This window comes from Streptomyces sp. T028 (genome assembly GCF_048159505.1).
Taxonomy (GTDB): Bacteria; Actinomycetota; Actinomycetes; order Streptomycetales; family Streptomycetaceae; genus Streptomyces.
On the sequence record NZ_JBLRVZ010000006.1, the window covers coordinates 29,809 to 51,518 of the forward strand.

General features: G+C 72.8%; 17 protein-coding genes, 1 tRNA gene and 3 pseudogenes. 7 read left to right on the forward strand and 14 right to left on the reverse strand.

Annotated elements, in window-relative coordinates; genetic code table 11:
• Positions 1-44: 44 nt before the first annotated feature.
• Entirely contained in the window at positions 45-1,988 is a 1,944-nt protein-coding gene (locus ACLZN2_RS05840) for a Xaa-Pro dipeptidyl-peptidase (protein WP_416977289.1), read from the reverse strand.
• A 145-nt stretch (positions 1,989-2,133) separates the two neighbouring features.
• Positions 2,134-2,616: a macro domain-containing protein gene (locus ACLZN2_RS05845; RefSeq protein ID WP_416977549.1), complete on the reverse strand. Its 483-nt coding sequence runs from the start codon at positions 2,614-2,616 to the stop codon at positions 2,134-2,136.
• Between the two features lie 48 nt (positions 2,617-2,664).
• On the opposite strand from ACLZN2_RS05845, the pseudogene ACLZN2_RS05850 reads away from it, so the two are divergent.
• A pseudogene (locus ACLZN2_RS05850) lies at positions 2,665-3,320 on the forward strand (MerR family transcriptional regulator); the annotation flags it as partial.
• A 207-nt stretch (positions 3,321-3,527) separates the two neighbouring features.
• On the opposite strand, the pseudogene ACLZN2_RS05855 reads toward ACLZN2_RS05850, so the two are convergent.
• The 5 genes and pseudogenes from ACLZN2_RS05855 to ACLZN2_RS05875 form a co-directional block, all read right to left on the reverse strand.
• Positions 3,528-3,869, reverse strand: a pseudogene (locus ACLZN2_RS05855) (acyltransferase); the annotation flags it as partial.
• Between the two features lie 389 nt (positions 3,870-4,258).
• Positions 4,259-6,436, reverse strand: coding sequence for a 3-hydroxyacyl-CoA dehydrogenase NAD-binding domain-containing protein (locus tag ACLZN2_RS05860; RefSeq protein ID WP_416977290.1), 2,178 nt, complete (start codon positions 6,434-6,436; stop codon positions 4,259-4,261).
• 42 nt (positions 6,437-6,478) lie between these two features.
• Complete coding sequence (locus ACLZN2_RS05865; RefSeq protein ID WP_416977291.1) at positions 6,479-7,693, reverse strand: acetyl-CoA C-acetyltransferase; 1,215 nt, start codon at positions 7,691-7,693, stop codon at positions 6,479-6,481.
• Positions 7,694-7,696: 3 nt separating this feature from the next.
• Positions 7,697-8,902 carry a CaiB/BaiF CoA transferase family protein gene (locus ACLZN2_RS05870; RefSeq protein WP_416977292.1) on the reverse strand — a complete coding sequence of 402 codons (1,206 nt, stop codon included), beginning with the start codon at positions 8,900-8,902 and terminating at the stop codon, positions 7,697-7,699.
• A gap of 358 nt (positions 8,903-9,260) precedes the next feature.
• A pseudogene (locus ACLZN2_RS05875) lies at positions 9,261-9,590 on the reverse strand (MmcQ/YjbR family DNA-binding protein); the annotation flags it as partial.
• 111 nt (positions 9,591-9,701) lie between these two features.
• Between ACLZN2_RS05875 and ACLZN2_RS05880 the strand changes: the two are divergent.
• The gene (locus ACLZN2_RS05880; protein WP_416977293.1) at positions 9,702-10,874 is read left to right on the forward strand and encodes a saccharopine dehydrogenase family protein; all 1,173 of its coding nucleotides are present in this window, start codon (positions 9,702-9,704) and stop codon (positions 10,872-10,874) included.
• 18 nt (positions 10,875-10,892) lie between these two features.
• Here the strand turns inward: ACLZN2_RS05880 and mmpA are convergent, their stop codons facing one another.
• The 4 genes from mmpA to ACLZN2_RS05900 form a co-directional block, all read right to left on the reverse strand.
• Positions 10,893-11,039: a morphogenic membrane protein MmpA gene (gene mmpA / locus ACLZN2_RS05885; RefSeq protein ID WP_416977294.1), complete on the reverse strand. Its 147-nt coding sequence runs from the start codon at positions 11,037-11,039 to the stop codon at positions 10,893-10,895.
• A 100-nt stretch (positions 11,040-11,139) separates the two neighbouring features.
• The gene (locus ACLZN2_RS05890) at positions 11,140-11,835 is read right to left on the reverse strand and encodes an endonuclease V (RefSeq protein WP_416977295.1); all 696 of its coding nucleotides are present in this window, start codon (positions 11,833-11,835) and stop codon (positions 11,140-11,142) included.
• 59 nt (positions 11,836-11,894) lie between these two features.
• Entirely contained in the window at positions 11,895-12,227 is a 333-nt protein-coding gene (locus ACLZN2_RS05895; RefSeq protein ID WP_416977296.1) for a plasmid stabilization protein, read from the reverse strand.
• A 63-nt stretch (positions 12,228-12,290) separates the two neighbouring features.
• Positions 12,291-13,409: a WD40/YVTN/BNR-like repeat-containing protein gene (locus ACLZN2_RS05900; RefSeq protein WP_416977297.1), complete on the reverse strand. Its 1,119-nt coding sequence runs from the start codon at positions 13,407-13,409 to the stop codon at positions 12,291-12,293.
• A 224-nt stretch (positions 13,410-13,633) separates the two neighbouring features.
• Between ACLZN2_RS05900 and ACLZN2_RS05905 the strand changes: the two genes are divergently transcribed.
• From ACLZN2_RS05905 to ACLZN2_RS05925, 5 genes are all read left to right on the forward strand, one after another.
• Entirely contained in the window at positions 13,634-14,050 is a 417-nt protein-coding gene (locus ACLZN2_RS05905) for an SsgA family sporulation/cell division regulator (protein WP_416977298.1), read from the forward strand.
• 298 nt (positions 14,051-14,348) lie between these two features.
• Positions 14,349-15,971 (forward strand): ABC-F family ATP-binding cassette domain-containing protein, encoded by a 1,623-nt coding sequence (locus tag ACLZN2_RS05910; protein ID WP_416977299.1) that lies wholly within the window; start codon positions 14,349-14,351, stop codon positions 15,969-15,971.
• A 180-nt stretch (positions 15,972-16,151) separates the two neighbouring features.
• Positions 16,152-16,928 carry a dimethylargininase gene (ddaH, locus tag ACLZN2_RS05915; protein WP_416977300.1) on the forward strand — a complete coding sequence of 259 codons (777 nt, stop codon included), beginning with the start codon at positions 16,152-16,154 and terminating at the stop codon, positions 16,926-16,928.
• Positions 16,929-17,146: 218 nt separating this feature from the next.
• A complete protein-coding gene (locus ACLZN2_RS05920; RefSeq protein WP_416977301.1) occupies positions 17,147-18,121 on the forward strand; it encodes an acyl-ACP desaturase in 975 nt (324 codons plus the stop codon).
• 280 nt (positions 18,122-18,401) lie between these two features.
• Positions 18,402-18,824, forward strand: coding sequence for a hypothetical protein (locus ACLZN2_RS05925; protein WP_416977302.1), 423 nt, complete (start codon positions 18,402-18,404; stop codon positions 18,822-18,824).
• A gap of 14 nt (positions 18,825-18,838) precedes the next feature.
• Here the strand turns inward: ACLZN2_RS05925 and ACLZN2_RS05930 are convergent.
• From ACLZN2_RS05930 to ACLZN2_RS05940, 3 genes are all read right to left on the reverse strand, one after another.
• Positions 18,839-18,914 (reverse strand) — tRNA-Trp (locus ACLZN2_RS05930).
• Positions 18,915-19,064: 150 nt separating this feature from the next.
• On the reverse strand, positions 19,065-20,333 hold the full coding sequence (locus ACLZN2_RS05935) for a ribonuclease inhibitor (RefSeq protein ID WP_416977303.1): 1,269 nt from the start codon (positions 20,331-20,333) through the stop codon (positions 19,065-19,067).
• Complete coding sequence (locus ACLZN2_RS05940) at positions 20,330-21,691, reverse strand: SDR family NAD(P)-dependent oxidoreductase (RefSeq protein ID WP_416977304.1); 1,362 nt, start codon at positions 21,689-21,691, stop codon at positions 20,330-20,332. Before ACLZN2_RS05940 ends, ACLZN2_RS05935 begins: the two co-directional genes overlap by 4 nt.
• Positions 21,692-21,710: the final 19 nt, after the last annotated feature.

A 21,710-nucleotide genomic window follows, 5' to 3' on the forward strand; every position in this document is an offset into this window, starting at 1 on the left:
GAGCCACAACGCACCCGCAGCCGGCCGACGGACCGCAGCAGCCGCTACGGAACCCGATACGTGCTGCGCGGTGCGCGCACACCGTCAAGCGGACCGGTTGCAGACCGCCCCGGCTCCACCCCCGCCGTCGCCGCTGCGAACGCTGTCATGCCGCCCACGAAGGGGACCCTGGCCGAGGTACGGGCCAGGTCCACCGTCAGCGCGGGCGCATCCGCGGGCGGATCGATGAGATCCCTGTCGGTGCCCGCGACGATCAGCGCAAGGCGGTGACCGGCCGGGACGACGTGGTCCGTGGCGGCCAGGTCGAGGGTGATCGTGTACCGCTTGCCCGGAGTGAGCGGGACGCCCTTGCCGGGATCGGCGTAGGTGCCGAGGTCGGCCCAGCCGCGGCTGAGGACGGTGAAGTCGACGTCGGTGGTCTTTGCCCCGGTGTCCTTGAAGCAGGCGCTGTCGCCGGCCGTGCTCTCGCCCCAGCAGGTGCGGTCGGTGAGGGTGGTGATGCCCTCGCCACCGGCCGCGTAGTCGCGGATGGTGTCGGGGCCGAGGTCGACGAGGACGGCGCTGAGGTGGGCCGTCGCGGTGGTGGGGGTGGCGGTGACGGTGACCTGTGAGGAGCCGGACAGGCGCAGGTCCCGGGTGAGCGGCCCGGTGACGAAGCCGGCCTTGGCGGGGGTGGGGGTGTCGATCTGCGCGGCCCAGTCGGTCTCGCTGAGCCGCGGGTCGTCGGTGAAGGTCTCGGTGCCCGTGCTCTGGCGCGGGCCGAGGGTGCCGACTCCCGGCTGGGTGCCGGTGGCCGGGTGCAGGGTCGTGGTGTGTGTGCCGCGTGGCGGCCAGGCCTTCGAGGTGACCCACTGGTCGGGGTGGCGTTCGATGTCGGCCATCGGCTCGCCGTCGATTCCGTTGTCGTAGCCGAGGAGTTCGTGGTCGAACCAGCGGTGCAGGGTGTCGACCCAGGCGGCGCGGCGGAAGTCGAAGGGGTCGACGTGGCCGGTCTGGGAGAGCCAGATCTTGCGCTCGACACCGTTCTTCGCGAGGGCTTCCCACCACTGGCCGACGTGCCTGGTGCGGACGTTGAGGTCCTGCATGCCGTGGACGAGGAAGACGCTCGCCCGCACCCTGCGCGCGTCCTTGACGTAGTCGCGCTCGGTCCACAGGGACGTCCGGTCGCCCGTGCGCGGGGCCTCGTCGACGAGTTTCCGCTGGACGGCGGCGCACTTGGCCCGGGCGTCGGGGCTGTCGACGTAGTCGGAGAGCCAGTCGGGGCCCGAGTCGTAGAGGGGAGCGCCCTGCGAGAAGTAGTAGTCGTACCAGGAGGAGATCGCGGCGATCGGGACGACGGTCCTGAGGCCCTTCACGCCGGTGGCGGCGACGCCGTTGGCTATGGTGCCGTCCCAGCTCTTGCCGATCATGCCGGTTCTGCCGTTGGTCCAGCCCGCCTTGGCGGTGGTGGTGCCGGTGCGGGTGGTGTACGCCCTGGCGCGGCCGTTCAGCCAGTCGACGACGGCCTTCGCGGAGAGGATGTCGGAGCGGCCGCCCACGTCCACGCAGCCGTCGGAGCGGTTGGTGCCGGCCAGGTCGACGCCGACGAAGGCGTAGCCGCGGGGCACGAAGTAGTTGTCGTAGAACAGCGGCATCTGGACGACGTCGCCCGCCGAGTCGTACGTCTTGCGCTGGCTTTCGTTGCCGCGTCCGCAGCAGGAGTAGTAGGGGCTGGCGTCCATGATGACGGGCACCTTGCGGCCCTGGGCGGCGGGTTCACGGGGGCGGACGATGTCGACGGCGACGCGGTCGTGTCTCCCGTCGCCGTCGCCGTCGAGTCCGGTGTCGACCCAGACGGCCTCGCGGATCGCCTGCGCGTAGGAGTAGACGGGCCTGCTCTCGCGCGGGGCGCCGTGGGCGGTCACCGGGGTGAGGAAGCCTGCCACCAGCAGGGTGAGGGCGGCGGTCGCGAGCGTTCTCCAGATCGTGAAGCGCGTGCGTTTCGGCATGCGCGGGACGGTACATCGGTCAACTCCCTTACAGAAGAGGGCGTTTGTGACCCCGAACGGACGCCGGACACTTGCTCCCCGGGCTCCTGTCGGCGCCCTGGCTGTCGGTATCGGCCTGACCGCGGCGCGACGGAAGGAGCGGACGCTACCCGTCCCCGTGGTCGTACACCGTCACCTGTATGCCCTGGCGCACGAGCCGTTCGGTGACGAGCGGTTCCACGCGGGACCACTTGCCGCCGGCAAGCCCGCAGCCTATCCGGGGCATGTGCACGGAGGCGTCGAGTTCGAGGACGCGGTGCGCCAGGCGGGCCAGGGCCGTGTCAATGGCGTCGTAGCGCACGGGCACGCCCTTGCTGCCCGTACGTATGCCGCGCTGGCCGATCATGTTCGCGACCCAGACGTCGGGTTTGACCCGCACGAGTTGGACCGCGCCCAGACCGAAGTCGTTGGAGGCGCGCTCACGGTGCCAGGCGCGATACGCCGCCTCCGGCTCCGGCCAGCGGTGGGAGAGGGCCAGGACGAAGCCCTTGCCCCATCCCCCGATGTCGTTGCAGACATGGGCGATCACCTTGACGCCCTTCACCGACGGCACGGTGGCGTCACCCCGGGCATATGTGATCTCCGACATGACGCCACCGTAGGCGATGCCACTGACACGACGGCGATACTGCTGTTCATGACGATCGAGACCGACGGGCCGGCCCTCACGGTCGACGAGTTGGCCGCACGTGCGGGGGGTCACGGTCCGCACGGTCCGCTTCTACGGCACCAGGGGTCTGCTGCCGCCGCCCGTGATCGGCCCGCGCCGGGTGGGGCACTACGGCCCGGAGCACCTCGCGCGGCTGGAGCTGATCGAGGAGTTGCAGCGGCAGGGCATGACCCTGGCGGCGATCGAGCGCTACCTGGGGCAGCTGCCGCCCGGGCTCGACGCGGACGATCTCGCCGTCCACCGGGCGGTGGTGGCCTCCTGGGCGCCGGACACCGGGGAGACGGTGAGCCGGGACGAGCTCCGGCGGCGGGCGGGGCGGCCGTTGTCCGAGGAGGACGTACGGCGGCTGGTGGCGATGGACGTCATGGAGGCGGCGGCCGACGGCCGGTACCGCGTCGACTCCGGGCTGCTTCCGCTCGGGGTGCGGCTGCTCGACGTACCGCTGTCGCAGGAGGTGATCCTCGCGGCGCGCGGCGGCGCAGGAGCTGTCCGGGCTGCTGCGGGAGACGGTGGCCGAGCGGGACGCGCAGGACGTGCGGTCGCTGACCGCGCAGATGCGTCCGCTGGTCGTGCAGGCCCTGCTGACGTCGTTTCAGCGGTCGTTGCGGGACGAGCTGCGGAAGTTGGCTGTCGGAGGCGCAGTCGGGCGGCTGAGGGGCCGACGGCGGTCCGCGCGGACGGTTCAGCGTTCGCCGTCCGTGCGGCGGGTCAGTCTGCGGCCCCATGCCTGGCCCGGCGCCTCGACCCAGGCGTACGTCAGCCCGCCGCTGTCGGCCGAGCGTGCCGTCGACCGCCGCGAGCAGCACCGGATGCAGCAGGTAGACGGAGTAGCTGATGACGCCGAGCGCGGCCGTCGCACGCGGGATCCGACGCCGCCGCACGGCGAATCCGACGGCGAAGGTGAGCGCGGCCGGCAGGAACGCCGTGGTCCAGCCGCGCCGGGTGAAGTGGTGGCCGTCGCCGTGGTACCAGGCGCTGCCCACCGCGCAGAGCAGCACCACGGCCGCCGCACAGGCCGCGACCCGCCAGGTGGTGTGGCCGTGTTCGGCACGGTGGACGGCGGTGCCGAGGAACATCACGGCGAGCATGACCAGGATCTCCCACTGCGGCACCGTGCTGTCGAACGCCACCAGGGCGAGCGCCGGCGTCCCGCCCAGCACTCCCCCGGCCACGCGCGGCGCGGGCGTTCCCGCGCTCGCGCAGCAGACGGCGACGGCCAGGGCGACCGCGGCGACCGCGATCAGCGGGCCGGTGCGCGAGCGCGCCGACGGCGGCGAGCACGGCCAGGGTGACGGCGACCGTCGCCGATCTCTGGTGCTGTCGGACCGCCAGCGAGGCGGGGATGATGTAGCCGCTCACGAGGAAGAACACCATGATGCCGTAGCGGCTGGTGTTGAACTGCGGCACGAGTTCGCGCCGGAGCTCCGGCATGAACGAGTAGGACGCGTGGTCGAACACCACCACGAGTGCCGCGACGGCGCGCGAGGAGCGTTACGCGGCGGGGCCCACGTGCCGAACCCCGCACACCCTCGGGGGGTTACGGGGTCCGGCGCGCGGGGTGTCAGCGGGCGTCGGTGAAGATCTCCCCCCGCTCCGCCTTCGCCACCAGCAGCGCGGGCGGGGTGAAGCGGTCTCCGTAGCGCCCGGCGAGCTCACGCGCGCGTGCCACGAATCCGGCGAGGCCCCCGTCGTAGCCGTTGACGTACTGCAGGACGCCGCCGGTCCAGCCGGGGAAGCCGATGCCGAACAGGGAGCCGATGTTGGCGTCGGCGACGGAGGTCAGGACGCCCTCCTCGAGGAGCTTGACGGTGTCGAGGGCCTCGGAGAAGAGCATGCGTTCCTGCATGTCCCGGAACGGGATCTCGCTCCCCGCGCGCGTGAAGTGCTCGCGCAGGCCCGGCCACAGCGCGCCGCGCCTGCCGTCCTCGGTGTAGTCGTAGAAGCCCGCTCCCCCGCTGCGGCCGGGGCGGCCGAACTCGTCGACCATGCGGTCGATGACGGCTTCGGCGGGGTGCGCGGTCCAGGTGCCGCCCGCCTCCTCCGCGGCCCGCTTCGACTCGCGCCGGATCTTCTGCGGAAGGGTGAGGGTCAGCTCGTCCATCAGGGACAGCACCTTGGCCGGGTACCCGGCCTGCGCGGCCGCCTGCTCGATCGAGGCGGGCTCGATGCCCTCGCCGACCATGGCGACGCCCTCGTTGATGAAGTGGCCGATCACCCGGGAGGTGAAGAAGCCGCGCGAGTCGTTGACGACGATCGGCGTCTTCCTGATCTGCCGGACCAGGTCGAAGGCGCGCGCGAGCGCCTCGTCACCGGTGCGTTCGCCCTTGATGATCTCGACGAGCGGCATTTTGTCGACGGGTGAGAAGAAGTGCAGGCCGATGAAGTCCGCCTGGCGTTCCACGCCCTCGGCGAGTGCGGTGATGGGGAGCGTGGAGGTGTTGGAGCACAGCAGGGCGTCGGGGGCGACGACCTGCTCGATCTCCTGGAAGACCTTGTGCTTGAGGGTGGTGTCCTCGAACACGGCTTCGATCACGGCGTCGCAGCCGGCCAGGTCGGCGGGGTCGGCGGTGGGGGTGATGCGGGCGAGCAGCGCGTCCGCCTTCTCCTGGGTCGTACGGCCCCGGGAGACGGCCTTCGCGCACAGCTTCTCGGAGTAGCCCCTGCCCTTGGCGGCAGCCTCCGGGGTGACGTCCTTGAGGACGACGTCGAGCCCCGCGCGGGCGCACGAGTAGGCGATGCCGGCGCCCATCATGCCCGCGCCGAGAACGGCCACCTTGCGGACCCGGCGGGGTTCGATCCCCTGGGGGCGGTTGGCGCCGGAGTTGACGGCCTGGAGGTCGAAGAAGAACGCCTGGATCATGTTCTTCGAGGTCTGGCCGGCCGCGAGTTCGACGAAGTAGCGGGCCTCGATGACCTGCGCGGTCTCGAAGTCGACCTGGGCGCCCTCCACGGCCGCGGCGAGGATGGCCCGCGGCGCCGGGTAGGGGGCGCCGTTGGTCTGCTTGCGCAGGGTCGCCGGGAAGGCGGGCAGGTTGGCGGCGAACTTCGGGTTGGCGGGCGTGCCGCCGGGGATGCGGTAACCCGGCTTGTCCCAGGGCTGCTGGGACTCGGGGTGGGCGTCGACGAAGGCGCGGGCCTTTTCGAGGAGTTCCTCGGGGGTGGCGGCGACGTCGTCGATCAGGCCGTTCCGCAGGGCCTTGTGCGGGCTGTACTGGGTGCCCTGGAGGAGGACCTTCAGCAGGGCGTCGGCGATGCCGAGCAGGCGCACGGTGCGGACGACGCCGCCGCCTCCGGGGAGGAGGCCGAGGGTGACCTCGGGGCAGCCGATCTTGGTGCCGGGGGCGTCGAGGGCAATGCGGTGGTGGCAGGCGAGGGCGAGTTCGTAGCCGCCGCCGAGGGCCGCGCCGCCCAGGGCGGCGACGACGGGCTTGCCGAGGGTCTCGATGCGGCGGAGGTTGCGCTTGATCTCCAGGCCGCCGTCGAACAGTTCCTGGGCGGTCTCGGGGGTGACGCGGATCAGGTCGCGCAGGTCGCCGCCGGCGAAGAAGGTCTTCTTGGCCGAGGTGACGATGATGCCCCGGATGGTGTCCTTCTCGGCCTCCAAGCGGTCGGTGACCGCGGCGAGGGAGGCACGGAACGCCGCGTTCATGGTGTTCGCGGACTGGTTCGGGTCGTCGAGGACGAGGGTGACGAGGCCGGTGCGGTCCTGTTCCCAGCGGATGGTGGTGCTCTCGGTCATGACGGGGTCTCCGTAGAAGTCTGTGAGGTGCCGCTGGGGTGGTCAGACGCGCTCGACGATCGTGGCGATGCCCATGCCGCCGCCGACGCAGAGGGTGGCGAGGCCGTAGCGCTTGTCCTGGCGCTCCAGTTCGTCGACGAGGGAGCCGAGGAGCATCGCTCCGGTGGCGCCGAGGGGGTGGCCGAGGGCGATGGCGCCGCCGTTGACGTTGACCTTGTCCAGGGACAGGCCCATCTCCCTCACGAACCGCAGCACGACAGCGGCGAACGCCTCGTTGATCTCGACGAGGTCGATGTCGTCGATGGTCAGGCCGGCCTTGGCGAGGGCCTTGCGGGTGGCCGGGGCGGGGCCGGTGAGCATGATGGTCGGCTCGGAGCCGGAGACGGCGGCGGAGACGATCCGCGCGCGCGGGGTGAGGCCGTGGCGCTCGCCGACCTCCCTGGAGCCGATGGCGACGAGGGAGGCGCCGTCGACGATGCCGGAGGAGTTGCCCGCGTGGTGGACGTGGTCGATCTTCTCCACCCAGTGGTACGTCTGGAGCGCCACCGCGTCGAAGCCGCCGAGTTCGCCGATGTCGGCGAAGGACGGCTTGAGCGCGGCGAGGGAGTCGGCGGTGGTGCCGGGGCGCGGGTGCTCGTCGTGGTCGAGGACGACCAGCCCGGCACGGTCCTTCACCGGGACGACGGAGCGGTCGAAGCGGCCCTGCTTCCAGGCCGTCGCCGCCCGCTCCTGCGACAGCGCCGCGTACTCGTCGACGTCACGGCGGGAGAAGCCCTCGATGGTGGCGATGAGGTCGGCGCCGATGCCCTGCGGCACGAAGTTGACGGCCAGGTTCGTCATCGGGTCGTTGAACCAGGCGCCGCCGTCGGAGGCCATCGGCACCCGGGACATCGACTCCACACCGCCCGCGAGGACCAGGTCCTCCCAGCCCGAACGGACCTTGGCGGCGGCCAGGTTGACCGCCTCCAGACCCGAGGCGCAGAAGCGGTTCTCCTGCACGCCCGCCACCGTGTCCGGGAGCCCCGCCATGATCGCGGCGGTGCGCGCGATGTCGGAGCCCTGGTCGCCGACCGGGCTGACGACGCCGAGGACGATGTCGTCGATCGCGGCCGGGTCGAGGCCCGGGAAGCGGCCCCGCAGCTCGTGGATGAGGCCGACGACGAGGTCGATGGGCTTCGTGCCGTGCAGGGCGCCGTTCGCCTTGCCGCGCCCGCGCGGGGTGCGGATCGCGTCGTACACGTACGCTTCGGTGCTCACTGGTCAAGCCTTTCGGGGAGGGTGGGCCGGACCGGGTCGGTCGCCCTGGTGCGGGAGGTCCTTCACGGGGGTCTTCACAAGGTCGTCCGCGAGTCCCGGTATGTCCCAGTCACGGGCCACCTCGCCGGTGTCTGCGCCGGGCTGCGCGGGGCCGGAGCGGACGGCCGTGGGGGTGGCGGAGAAGCGGGGCGCGGGGGCCGGCTGGGTGATGCCGCCGTGGTCGGTGAAGGTGCCGCGGGCCGCGAGGTGCGGATGGTGCGGGGCCTCGCGCAGCGACAGCACGGGGGCCACGCACGCGTCGGAGCCCTCGAAGAGGGCCATCCACTCGTCCCGGGTACGGGCCCTGAAGCGGGCGGCCACCGCCTCGCGCAGCTCCCCCCAGCGTGTCCAGTCCTTACGGGCGTCGCGGAAGTCCGCGAGGCCGAGGAGGTCGGTGAACTCGTCGTAGAACTGCGGCTCCAGGGCGCCGACCGCCATGTACCCGCCGTCGGCGGTCTCGTAGGTGCCGTAGTACGGGCAGCCGCCGTCGAGGAGGTTGGCGGCGCGCCGGTCCCGCCAGCCGCCGGCCGCGAGCATGCCGTGGATCATGGCCGAGAGATGGGCGGTGCCGTCCACGATCGCCGCGTCGACGACCTGGCCGGTGCCGCTCACGCGCGCGTGGTGGAGCGCGGCGAGGACACCGACGACCAGGTAGAGGGAGCCGCCCGCGTAGTCGCCGAGCAGGTTGGCGGGGGCGGGCGGCGGGCCGTCCGGGGCGCCGATCATGCCGAGGGTGCCGGTGAGCGCGATGTAGGTGATGTCGTGGCCCGCGCGGTGGGCAAGGGGGCCCTCCTGGCCCCAGCCGGTCATCCGGCCGTAGACCAGCCGGGGGTTGCGGGCGTGGCAGTCCTCGGGGCCGACGCCGAGTCGCTCGGCGACGCCGGGCCGGTTGCCCTCGATCAGCACGTCGGCACGGGCGGCGAGGTCGAGCACGCGCGCGGGGCCGTCCGGCGCCTTGAGGTCGATCACGACCGAGCGCTTGTTGCGGTTGGTGACGTCGTACGCCGGGTCGACGGCGAGGGAGGTGCCGCCGGGGCGGTCCACGCGGACGACGTCGGCGCCGAGGTCGGCCAGCAGCATCGCGGCGAAGGGGCCGGGGCCGATCCCGGCGAGTTCCACCACGCGCACACCGGCGAGCGGGCCGTGCCCGGCCGTGTGTCCCGTCGTCATCCAGCCCCCTTGCTGTGACACAACCGATGTAACACCCGCGATGTCAAGAACGTGTTCCAGTGGACACAAGAGCGGAGCGAGCAAGCGCTTAGCCAGTTTACGGCCGAGGCCCCTGACGGGCACGTCGCCGTCGTCACCCGGCGTGCGCCGAGACGTCGCTCAGCGGGCGTCCAGCTCCGCTCAGCCGGATTAGCGATCCGTAGCGTTCCTGTGGCAGAGTGTCACACGCACGCCCGGCGCCCAGGCGACGTCGGGCACCCTCCTCGGTCCCATAGCCGTGCAAGCTGGACCGACCAGCGTCCGGAGGGACGTGCCACGCGGGCCGATCGCCTTGACGACCGGCACCAGGGCACGAAGGCGATTGGCTCACATCCCTGAGTAACACTGAGCAACACGGGGGATCACTAAGCCAGTCAGAGACGCTCACCCAGCCCGCCTTCCCCAGGCCGTACCCGGCGGGTTCGGCGCCCGGGGCGGCCAGCGCGTGCGCGTGGGCCGTCTCGTCGCGTAGCTTGACGGTGACACCCAGCGGGTGACCGCCGTCGTCGACGCCGAGGAAGACGAACACCTTCCTGTTGACCTTGGCGACCGTCCCGCCCCAGGGGAACTCCTCGGTCGCGCCCGGCAGCCCGAGCGCGAACTCGCGTACTTTCTCCCACTTCTTCAGGGCGTTCCGGTCCACCGCCACCTGCTGCCTCCGGGCTCGTCGTCGGCCTGCGCACTCCTCACGCTAGCCTCAGCCACCGACGGCGGCGCGGGCTGCGGGACCAAGAGGTGTCATGAACGGGCAAGGGGTGTCATGAGCAGGCTAAAGAGGGCGGACCGTCCCTACGACATCGTGCTCTTCGGGGCGACCGGATTCGTCGGGACGCTCACCGCCGAGTACCTCGCCGCCCACGCACCCGGGGATCTGCGCTGGGCGATCGCCGGCCGCGACGAGGAGAAGCTGGAGCGGCTGCGCGAGCGGCTCGGCGGGGCGCCCGGGGTGCTGACGGCCGACGTCTCGGACCCGGCGTCGCTGCGCGCCCTCGCGGAGCACGCGCGCGTGGTGGCCACGACCGTCGGCCCCTACGTCGAGTACGGCGAGGAGCTCGTCGCCGCCTGCGCGGACACCGGCGCCGACTATCTGGACCTCAGCGGCGAGCCGGAGTTCCTGGATCTGATGTACGTCCGGCACGACGCCCGCGCGCGGGAGACGGGCGCGCGGCTGGTGCACGCCGTCGGCTTCGACTCCGTCCCGCACGACCTCGGCGTGTACTTCACCGTCCGGCAGCTGCCCGTGGGCGTGCCGTTGACGGTGGACGGGTTCGTGAGCGTGGACGCGACGTTCTCGGGCGGGACGCTCGCGTCCGCGCTCGGCCAGTTCGCGCGCGGGAGGCAGGTGGCCGCCGCCGCGCGGGACCGACGTCGGCACGAGCCCCGTCTGATGGGCCGACGGGCGTCGGCACCGGCGGGCGTGCCCCGGTTCGCCCCGGAGGTCGGCGCCTGGGCGCTGCCGCTGCCGACGGTGGACCCGCAGATCGTGTGCCGGTCGGCGAAGGCGCTGGAACGGTACGGCCCCGATTTCCGCTACCGCCACTTCGCGGCCGTACGACGGCTTCCGGTCGCCGTGGGCGGGGTCGCGGCCGTCGGGACGGTCGTCGCCGCAGCCCAGCTGCCGCCCGCCCGGCGCTGGCTGTCGGACCGCCTCAAGCCCGGGGAGGGGCCGAGCGCCGAGAAGCGGGCACGCAGCTGGTTCTCGGTCAGGTTCGTCGGCGAGGGCGGCGGCCGGCGGGTGCTCACGGAGGTCTCGGGCGGCGACCCCGGCTACGACGAGACGGCCAAGATGTTCGCCGAGGGCGCGCTCGCGCTCGCCTGCGACGACCTGCCGCCGACGGCGGGGCAGGTCACCACGGCGGTGGCGATGGGCGACGCGCTGACCGAGCGGCTGATCCGCGCGGGCATCCGCTTCCGGGTGGCGGCGACCCGCTGAAGGGCTGTCTCCGAAGCCTCACATCGGCCACTGGACGAGCGTGTAGATCATTCCGACGATCCAGCCGAGGCCCGCGAGCGCCCCGAGGATCAGGGCGAGGTTCACGGCACGCTCGACGGGGCGGTTCGGGTCGACGAGGGGCTTCGGGGCGCGGTGCGTTGTCATGGGCACAGCCTCGCCGTCGGGGGGCGGTGCCCACATCCGTACGGATACTCAGACGACGTACTCAGACGCGGTGACCGTACGACCCGTCAGGGGTGGCCCGTCAGGGGTGGCCCGTCGCCTCGTGGAGTGCCCGGCGGCACAGCGCGTCCGCCCTGCGGGTCGTCTCCGGGAGGCGGAACCGCGGGGTGAGGGCGAGGGTGTGGGCGCAGGCGGTGTCCAGGGTCGTGCGGTGGCCGACGGAGACGAAGACCGGTTTGACACCCTGCCGGGTGCGCAGGGCGCGTCCCACGTCCTCGGCGCCCGCGAGGAGCGGCGAGGAGGATCCGCGCGGCGCGTCCGGATCGTCGTACGTGAAGGTGAACGGGTTCTTCGCGACGCCGATCGTGGGCAGGCCGGTGAGGACTCCGAGGTGGCTCGCGAGGCCGAAACGGCGCGGGTGGGCGAGGCCGTAGCCGTCGCAGACGACCAGGCCGGGCGGGACGGGCAGGGCGTCGAGGACGGCCAGCACGGTCGGGATCTCGCGGAAGGCGAGCAGCCCGGGCACGTACGGGAACGAGATCCGGCCGACGGCGGTGGCCTCGGCGAGGACGTCGAGGCTCCCCGCGTCCAGCACGACGGCCGCCGCGGCGACGACGTCCCGCTCGTCGTCGTAGGCGACGTCGACCCCCGTGACATGCCCGGTCCCGGGCGGCGGGCCGGGCTCGTCGAGCACCACGCGGGCCCGCAGCTCGTCCTGGACGGCGCGGGCCTCCTCCTCGGTCGCGGGCCAGCCCGCGGGAATGTCTACGGTCGTCATGGTGGTGACGAGCGTACGGCTCACGTGCGCGTGCCCGCGATCGGGTTCCCGGCGGCCCGTCAGCTCTTCCGGCCGCCCAGGGCGCGCTGCAGCTGACTCTTGTTCATGTCCGAACGGCCCTTGATGCCGCGCTGCCTGGCCTCCTCGTAGAGCTGGTCGTACGTCGGCCCCTGGGAGCCCTTGCCGGACCGCAGCCCGCCCCGCCTGCCGGACGACATGTCCTCGGTGGACGTGCGGCTCGCGGTCTTCGACTCGCCGGCTCGGGCGCGTTCCTTGTTGACCGTCCGCGCGGCGATCTCCTCGGCGCGGCGGGGGCTCTCGCCCCGGTCCCGCGCGCTCTCCTTGATGTGCTCGTACTGGCGTTCCCGCTTGGGGCTCGAACCTCGTGGCATGTGCGCTCACTCCTTCCGCGTGCGCGGCCCTTTCGCCTACGCGGTCCGGGTACCCCGATCCGGTCAGCTCTCCAGGCGGGCCACCCGCCCTTGTTCGCCCGCGGCCCAGCAGCCGCCGTCGGGGGCGCAGTCCACGGTGTCGTACGAGCCGGTGCCGAGGGTGCGCCAGGTGCGGCCGGCGTCGGCGGTCAGGTCGGTGCCCGTGGGGCCGACGGCGAGGGCGGCGGTGCGGCTGTGCGGGAGCCAGGTCACGCCGGAGCGGTAGGCGGGCGGCGGGGTCGCCGCGGGGCGCCAGGTGCGGCCCGCGTCGCCGGTGGAGGCGGCGGCGTCCGGGGAGGGCTGGTCGGCGCGGTAGTCGCCGCCGACGGCGAGACCGTGCGTGCGGTCGCGGAAGGCCAGGGCGAACACCCCGCGCGCGGGATCGCCCGCCGGGACGGGGGTGTCGGCGGCCGTCCAGGTCAGTCCCCGGTCGGAGGAGTGCAGTACACGCGCGCGTGCCGCTCCGCCGGTGGCCAGCCACACGTCCTTCGGCCCGGCGGAGACCAGACACTGGCCACTGGCGGCGAAGCCCGCCTCGCCGTCCAGGGCGGCCGGCATGCCGGTGTCGGGCAGCACCTTCCAGGACCGGCCGCCGTCCCCCGTCGACAGGATGCGGAACTTCCCGTCCACCGGGTCGCTCATCGCGAGGCCGTGCCGGCGGTCGAAGAAGGTCATGCAGTCGTAGAACGCCTTCGCGTCGGTGTTGCGGAAGGACTCCTTCCAGGTCGCTCCCCCGTCGTCGGTGCGGTACACGCGCGAGGCCTCGCCCTCGCCGATCGCCAGCACCACCGCCCGGCGCGCGTCGAACGCCTCGATGTCACGGAACTGCAGGTCGGCGGCGCCGGGCGGAGAGACGTTCCGCCAGCTCGCCCCGCCGTCGGTGGTACGCAGCACCGTGCCCTGCGTGCCGGACACCCACGCGGTACGCCGGTCGACCGCGGACAGCCCACGCAGACGTACGGAGGTCATGCCGGTATCCTTCGATGCCCAGTGCGGATCGCCATGAACCCGGGCCTGGGCCTGGGCCGGTGCCGCGGGCAGCGTGGCCAGCGCCGCCGCGCAGGCCGCCGCGGCGGCCCACGCCCTCCCCCGTGCGGTTCTTACCGTCCTTACCGTGCGTCGCGTCTTCCCCAAGCGCCTCATGGCGGGGGAAGCTAGCCCACGGCCCCGGTCGCGTCCAGAGGCCCTCGGCCGCCTCAACGGCCCTGCCCGGCACGGCAGGAGAGGTGTGTCACTCCCGTGCATGAAGGCGGTGACCGAGGTCACTCGCCATCGGTGTGCACGGATCGGCCGGTTCCAGCGTCTCTTCCTGTATCCGGTCCCGTCCGGCCGGAGGTCCGTCCCGTCGTCAGCAAGGGAGCAAGGCGTTGTCCACCGTCATCGAGCAGCCCGTTGAGGCCCGCCTGGTCGCCGCCGCGCCTCGGATGCCGAGCATCCCCGCCATGCTGCACTACGACCGCAGCGATCCGTTCGCCGTCCGCATGACCTTCCCCGCCCCCGCGACCCTGGAGGGCGTCGAGGTCTGCTGGACGTTCGCCCGTGAGCTGCTCTCCGCCGGCCTGGAGCGGTCCGAGGGCCACGGGGACGTCCGCGTCCGCCCCTTCGGGTACGACCGCACGGTGCTGGAGTTCCACGCCCCCGAGGGCACCGCCGTCGTGCACGTCCACTCGTCGGACGTCCGCCGCTTCCTGCGGGCCACCGGCGAGCTCGTGCCGGCCGGTCTGGAACACCTCCAGCTGGATCTGGACCACGACCTGGCGGAGCTGATGCGGGACGCCTGCTGAGCCGTGAACGGCTCGTTTTAATCCTTTGACGGCGCTCCCGGCCCCTCCTATCGTCTGGAGCGGTCCTGTTGCCGTCGATTGGAGAAGGACGTTGCTCGTCTGAGGTCCTGAGACACCACGCCCCGCACCCGTGCGGGCGCTTGCGTGCGACCTCGGCGTTTCGAGCCGTCCTTGCGCAACAGGGCTCTTCGCATGCCCACGCGCTCCTGCTCCCGCCCCCGCTCCCGCGGTGGTCGCCGCCCTCCGGTGTCTCGACACGCGTATGCCCCTGACCGCACACGCACACCGCGAGGCCCCTTTGACACGATCCATCACCTGTTCCTCCCTCGCCTTCTCCTGGGCCGACGGCACGTCCGTCTTCGAGGGCCTGGACGTCTCCTTCGGTCCCGGCCGGACCGGGCTCGTCGGCGTCAACGGCTCCGGCAAGTCGACCCTGCTGAAGCTGATCGCCGGGCGGCTGACCCCGGCCGACGGTGCCGTACGGGTCGCCGGCGAGGTCGGCCACCTCCCGCAGAACGTCACGCTCGACACCGGTCTGCGGGTCGACGACGTCCTCGGTGTCGCCGTACAGCGCGCCGCCCTGCACGCCATCGAGGCCGGGGACGTCTCGGAGGAGCACTTCGAGGCCGTCGGCGACGACTGGGACGTGGAGGAGCGCGCCCTGGCGACCCTCGGCGAACTCGGCCTCGGCCACATCGGCCTGGACCGCACCGTCGGCGAGGTGTCCGGCGGCGAGTCCGTCCTGCTGCGGCTGGCCGCGCTGCTGCTGCGCCGCCCGGACGTCCTGCTGCTCGACGAGCCCACCAACAACCTCGACCTGTACGCCCGCAGACGGCTGTACGCGGCCGTGGAGACCTGGCCGGGCGTGCTGGTCGTGGTCAGCCACGACCGGGAACTGCTGGAGCTCGTCGACCAGATCGCCGATCTGCACGGCGGGGAGATCACCTGGTACGGCGGCAACTTCTCCGCCTACGAGGCGGCCCTCGCCACCGAGCAGGACGCCGCCGAGCGCATGGTGCGCGTCGCCGAGGCCGATCTGCGCAGGCAGAAACGCGAACTGGCCGACGCCCAGGTCAAACTCGCCCGCCGCAAGCGCTACGGGCAGAAGATGTCCGACCAGAAACGCGAGCCGAAGATCGTCATGGGGGCGCGCAAACGGTCGGCGCAGGAGTCCGCGGGCAAGCACCGCATCCTGCACGAGGAGCGCCTCACCGAGGCCAGGGAACGGCTCGACGAGGCCGTGGAGGCCGTACGGGACGACGACGAGATCCGCGTCGAGCTGCCGTACACGGCCGTCCCGCCGGGGCGTGAGGTGCTCACCCTGCGGGACCTGGAACTCGCGTACGGCGCGCGCGTGGCGGGCGGTTTCGATCTGCGCGGCCCGGAGCGGGTGGCGCTGGTCGGCCGCAACGGCGCCGGCAAGACGACCCTGCTGCGCACGATCGCCGGGGAGCTGGCGCCGCTCGCGGGCGAGGCCCACGCGCACGTGCCGCTGCGTTTCCTGCCACAGCGCCTGGACGTCCTCGACGACACGCTGACGGTCGCCGAGAACGTGGCGCGGTTCGCACCGGCCGCCACCAACAACCGGGTACGGGCCCGGCTCGCCCGCTTCCTGTTCCGGGGCGCCCGCGCCGACCAGAACGCGGGGACCCTGTCGGGCGGGGAGCGCTTCCGGGCGGCCCTGGCGGCGCTGATGCTCGCCGAGCCGGCGCCACAGCTGCTGATGCTGGACGAGCCGACGAACAACCTCGACATGGCGAGCGTGCGGCAGCTCACCACGGCCCTGGAGTCCTACGAGGGCGCCCTCGTCGTGGCCAGTCACGATCTGCCGTTCCTGGAGTCGCTCGGGATCACCCGCTGGCTGCTGCTGGACGGGGAGTTGCGCGAGAGCAGCCTCGAGGAGGTGACGGACCCGGCGTAGGGCCTGGCGTAGGGCCTGGCCGACGGGCGGTCTCAGGAGGGGCACAGGCGGGCGACAGGGGTTTTGTCCTGGTGGGCCCGCGCTGCATGATGGCGACCGGCGCCGTGTCAGGGGCGCCGGTCGGACCCGCGGCGCGATCCGCCGGCGGGCCCCAGCCACCGCCGATTCGGAGACCCGTCCGTGCCCAGCAGGAAAGCCCTCGTCCGCCGCCCGAGCCCCCGCCTGGCCGAAGGGCTGGTGACCCATGTCGAGCGCGAGAAGATCGATGTGGACCTCGCCGTCGAGCAGTGGGAGGCGTACACGGAGACGCTGCGCGCGCACGGCTGGGAGACGATCGAGGTCGACCCGGCCGACGACTGCCCGGACTCCGTGTTCGTCGAGGACACGGTGGTCATGTACAAGAACGTGGCCCTGATCGCGCGCCCCGGAGCCGAGTCCCGGCGCGACGAGACCGACGGGGTCGAGGAGGCCGTGGCGCGCCTGGGCTGCTCGGTGAACTGGATCTGGGAGCCGGGCACACTGGACGGCGGCGACGTGCTGAAGGTCGGCGACACGATCTACGTCGGCCGCGGGGGGCGGACCAACGCCGCCGGGCTGCAGCAGGTGCGCGCCGCGTTCGAGCCGCTCGGGGCGCGGGTGGTCGGCGTGCCGGTGAGCAAGGTGCTGCATCTGAAGTCGGCGGTCACCGCGCTGCCCGACGGCACGGTGATCGGGCACATCCCGAAGGTGGACAGGCCCTCACTGTTCCCCCGGTTCCTGTCGGTGCCCGAGGAGGCCGGCTCGCACGTCGTGCTCCTGGGCGGCCCCGAGCTGCTCATGTCGGCCGCCGCGCCCAAGTCGGCGGAGCTCTTCGCCGACCTCGGCTTCGAGCCGGTCATGGTCGACATCAGCGAGTTCGAGAAGCTCGAAGGTTGTGTGACATGCCTCTCGGTGCGACTGCGGGAGCTGTACGCCTGACCAGGTGACCGGATCACCTTTTCAGCCCTGGGACCTGCGGATCCCGGGGGTGTTCGGCGCCGCTCGAAATCCCTTGGGGAGCCTGGCTGAGCAGCGATCTTTACAGCGCCCTTAACCTACGGCTTCGTAACCTACGGGTTCGTAGCCTACGATCCCGTAGGTTCCGGCTTCGCTCGCCGGAGTGTCCCGCTCCGTTTTCCTGTCCCCTGGAGTACCTCGTGACGATCACCTCCCCTCACCTCGGCAGCCCTGCCGTCTGGACCGACGCCAAGCTGCTGTACGCGCTCGAGGAAGTGGTCGAGACGGAACTCAACCGGCATCTGAAGGTCGCCAAGGACTGGATGCCGCACGAGTACGTGCCCTGGAGCGACGGCCGCAACTTCCCCGCCCTCTTCGAGGACGGGGAGGCCTGGGACAAGGAGCAGTCCAAGGTCACCGAGATCGGCCGGATCGCCCTCGTGGTGAACCTCCTCACCGAGGACAACCTCCCCAGCTACCACCACGAGATCGCCAGCCTGTTCGGCCGGGACGGCGCCTGGGGCACCTGGGTGCACCGCTGGACCGCCGAGGAGGGCCGCCACGGCATCGTGATGCGCGACTACCTGCTCGCCTCGCGCGCGGTGGACCCGGACAAGCTGGAAGCGTTCCGGATGACGCACATGAGCGAGGGCTTCGAGTCGGACAACCGGCACTCGATGCTGCACTCGGTCGCCTACGTCGCCTTCCAGGAGCTCGCGACCCGCATCTCGCACCGCAACACCGGCCACCAGTCCGGTGACCCGGTCTGCGACCGCATGCTGGCCCGGATCGCGACCGACGAGAACCTGCACATGGTCTTCTACCGCAACCTGCTGAAGGCCGCCTTCGAGCTCGCCCCCGACCTCACGATGCAGGCCGTGCGGGACGTCATCGTGAACTTCCGCATGCCCGGCCACGGCATGCCCGGCTTCGAGCGGTTCGCCGCGCAGATGGCCATCGGCGAGGTCTACAACCTGCGCATCCACCACGACGACGTGCTCCAGCCCGTCCTGCGCCACCTCAAGGTCATGGACATCGACGGCCTCGGCGCCGAGGGCCGCCAGGCCCAGGAGGAGCTGGGTCTGTTCATGGGCGGCCTGGACTCGGAGGCCGCGAAGTTCGACGAGAAGCTGGCGGCGCGCAAGGCGCGGATGGCAGCGCGCGCCGGAGCCTGATCCCCGGGCGTGAGCCACCTTGAGCGGGGCGCATCGAAACAGCGGTGCGCCCTGTCGGTGCGCTGCGGCATCATGCCGCCATGCCGACTCGCCCGGCGACGGATCCGACGGGCGTGGACCTGGTCCCCCGTACCGGCGTCCGTCGCACTGTGGTTGCTGGAACTGGACGACCCGCAGCTGAACACGCTGCTCTGGCCCCACCTCGGCCGGAACGCGGGCCTGCGGCGGGCCGTCGTCCGCGGGCTGCCCTTCGGGCCCCGGCCGCACGGCACCCGTCCCGGTGGATCGCACGCCGGCGGGCGAGGAACCCGAGATCCCCGAGACCTACGTCCGCCACGGCCTCGTCGGCGCCCTGCGCGCGGTGGACTCCATGTCCCGGGCCCGCGCGGCCTGCTCCATGGTGATCACCCCGGACGACCGGACGACGGCCGCCGAGGCGCACGCCGAGCAGCCCTTGCCCGGCTACACCCGCTGGGTGCTGTCGGTACGCCCCGACTGCCCGGCTGTCCGCGACCTCGAAGTCCTGGCCATGGGCCACCCGATGTTCCCCGCCCGCGCCCCCGACGCCGAGGACGCGCTGTGCCCGCTCGTCCGCGACCACCTCGGCGACCGCGCGGAGGCCTGGGCCGTGCCGGCCCAGATCGCCGAGACCTTCCACGGGACGGCACCTGAGCTGCTGATGACGGCAGGCGCCATCGCCTGAGCAGGGCCGAGGGGGGCGGGGCGGCTGGATTCGAACCAGCGTGTTCCAGTTTTGGAGACCGGTGCGGCTGCCTCTGCGCTACGGCCCCGCCCTTGCCTCGGAGCGTAATGCCTTGGGCCGTTGTCAGTGGGGCCTGCTACCAATGAGGTGCTGGGGGAGGCGTCGCACGGGGGGGCTGTGGCATGGGGTACGGAGAGCGGGGGGGGCGGCGTGCGCTTGCGCTGTGGGCGGGTGGCTGGGTCAGCCCTCGGTCGAGGGCTCGTCCGGGGCGGGCGGGGCCGTGCGGTGGACACTGCGTACGGCGGCGACGTCGGCCGGCACGATCGGGGGCGGGACGTGGGTGCTGAGGGCCGTCAGGCGGCGCTTGATGCTGGTCGCGATGGACTGGCCGAGGACGAAGCGGGTGGGCGTGGCGGCACGGGGTGCGTGGTCGAGCAGGCGGTGGGCCTCGCGGCTGCGCAGGCCCGTGTGGCGCAGGAACAGGTGGGCGAGACGGTGTTCGCCGACCGCCAGCGTCCGCCCGATGCTGTCGGCGGCCTCCAGGTCGAGCCGGTTGTCGGCCGCGCCGAGCACGGCGGCGGCGCGGACCCGGCCGAGGTCCAGCAGGGTGACCCCGGCGGCGGTGGCCGCGTCGACCAGCCGGGCGGCGGCCTGCGGTCCGATGCCGTTGCTGGCGACGGACAGCCGGGTGAGCCGCCCGTACGGCGCCCGGGACAGTGCATCGGCGAGACGGAGGGCGCCGGCGTCGCCCAGCCGGGCGGCCGACACGTAGAGCTCGTCGATCGCCCCGGCGGCGATCACCGCGGCGAGTGCCTCGGCGCCCGGTTCGCCCAGCGGATTGCCGCCGGCGAAGAGCCGCTCGATGCGCCGTCCGCCGTCCGCGGCGGCCAGCAGCGCGTCGGCGAGCCGTGCGGCGCCGGACGGGTCGAGGCCCGTCTGGACCAGGTCGAGGGTGCGCAAAGTTCGTGCGGACTCGATGAGTTCGGCGGCCGCCCGTCCTCCCCCGCCGCCCAGCGGGTTGCGCTTGAGCCAGACGCCGGTGACGACCTGCGGCGAGGCGCGCAGCTGGTCGGCGATCCGGCAGGCGCCGCCGGCGGTGATGCCGTTGCAGCCGAGGTAGAGCGTCTCGACCGGCGCGCCCGTACCGGCCACGGTGGCGGCGCCGTCGTCACCGAGGGCGTCGGTGCCCAGCAGCAGATGCCGTACCGGCGTCGGGCCGTCGGCCAGGGCCTCGGCGATCAGCGCGGCTCCCGCTGCGCCCAGCCCTTGTTTGCACAGGTCCAGGCGGCCGTCCGGCAGCGCGGACCCGGCCGTGAAGTCCTGCCGCTCTGCCGCCGGACGCCCGGCGCGCAGCCAGTCGAGCAGCGGGGCGAGATCGGCGAGGGGGCGCGGAACGACGTGGGGCACTCCGGCGAAGCGGGCCTGAAGGCTCACCCGCTCGCCCACCGGCTCGCCTCCGGCCGAACCCGTCCCCGACCCGGGCCCGGCCGCCGTGTTCTCCTCGCTCACCACTCCGCCTCCCGGTAGTCCTTCAGGAACACGCCCGACACCGGGTCGCCGGCCTCGCCGCGCACGATCGGGTCGTACACCCGGGCCGCGCCGTCGACGATGTCGAGCGGGGTGCGGAAGCCGGCGCCCGCCATGCGGGCCTTCTTCGGTGCCGGGTTCTCGTCGGTGATCCAGCCGGTGTCGACGGCGCACATGTGGACGCCCTGGGCGGCGAGTTCGGCGGCGCTGGTGCGGGTGAGCATGTTGAGGGCGGCCTTGGCCATGTTGGTGTGCGGATGCCCCGGCATCTTGTTGCGCACGGCGAACCGGCCCTCGACGGCGGTGACGTTGACGACGTACCGGCGCGGGTGCGGGGAGGCGAGCAGCAGCGGCAGCAGCCGGTCGCACAGCAGCGCGGGCGCGAGGGCGTTGACGAGCTGGGTCTCCAGGACCTCGGCCGGGTCGAGCGCGCCGAGCCTCGCCGACCAGGAGTTCTCCGGGGACGGGTCGGGCAGCAGTCCGGCCTCGTCGGCCTCGCGCAGGGCGGCGGGCAGCGAGGCGGCCCCGCCGGTGAGCATGCGCATCGGCGCGAACCCGGGGGCCTGCCGCGCCCCTTCGGGCAGCGCGCCGACCTCGCCGGCCGCGAGGAGGGCGTACGACTCCGGAGGGCGGCGTACGGTCTGGGCCGCGTTGTTGACGAGGACGTCGAGGGGCCGCCCCTCCGCGCGCAGGTCCTCGCACAGGCCGAGCACCTGGCGCGGGTCGCGCAGGTCGACGGCGAGCACGGTGAGCCGGTCCCGCCAGGCCCCGTTGCCCGGTTCGGCGTGGAAGCGGCGCACGGTGTCGTGCGGGAACCGGGAGGTGACGACGACCTCCGCGCCGTCCCGCAGCATCATCAGCGCCAGATGGAAGCCGATCTTCACGCGTCCGCCGGTCAGCAGGACGCGGCGCCCGCGCAGATCGGTGCTCAGGGCGCGGCGGGTGGTGTTGTCGGCGGCGCATCCAGGGCAGAGCCGGTGGTAGAAGGTGTCGACCTGTCGATACGGCGACTTGCAGACGTAGCAGGTACGTGGCCGCAGGAAGACGCCTCCGCCGCCGGTGTCGGCTCCGGTCAGGGGCGCGTCCTCGCGCCGCTCCGGGGCACCGGTGGCGGTCGCGGCCATCGCGGCGGCGTCGGCGGCCGACAGCTCGGCGCCGCGGGCCTTGCGCCGACGCAGCCGTCCGTCGCGCGCGAAGGACGCGGCGACCTGCTCGGCGCACAGCCGTACGGGATCGTCGACGGGCAGGGCGCGCAGCTTGCCCACGACCACGTGGAATGCGGCCAGTTCCGCCTCGGTGACCGGCGGGTCGACCGCCGTGACCGTGCTCTCCTCGCCCATCCGTCCCCGCCCCGTGCTC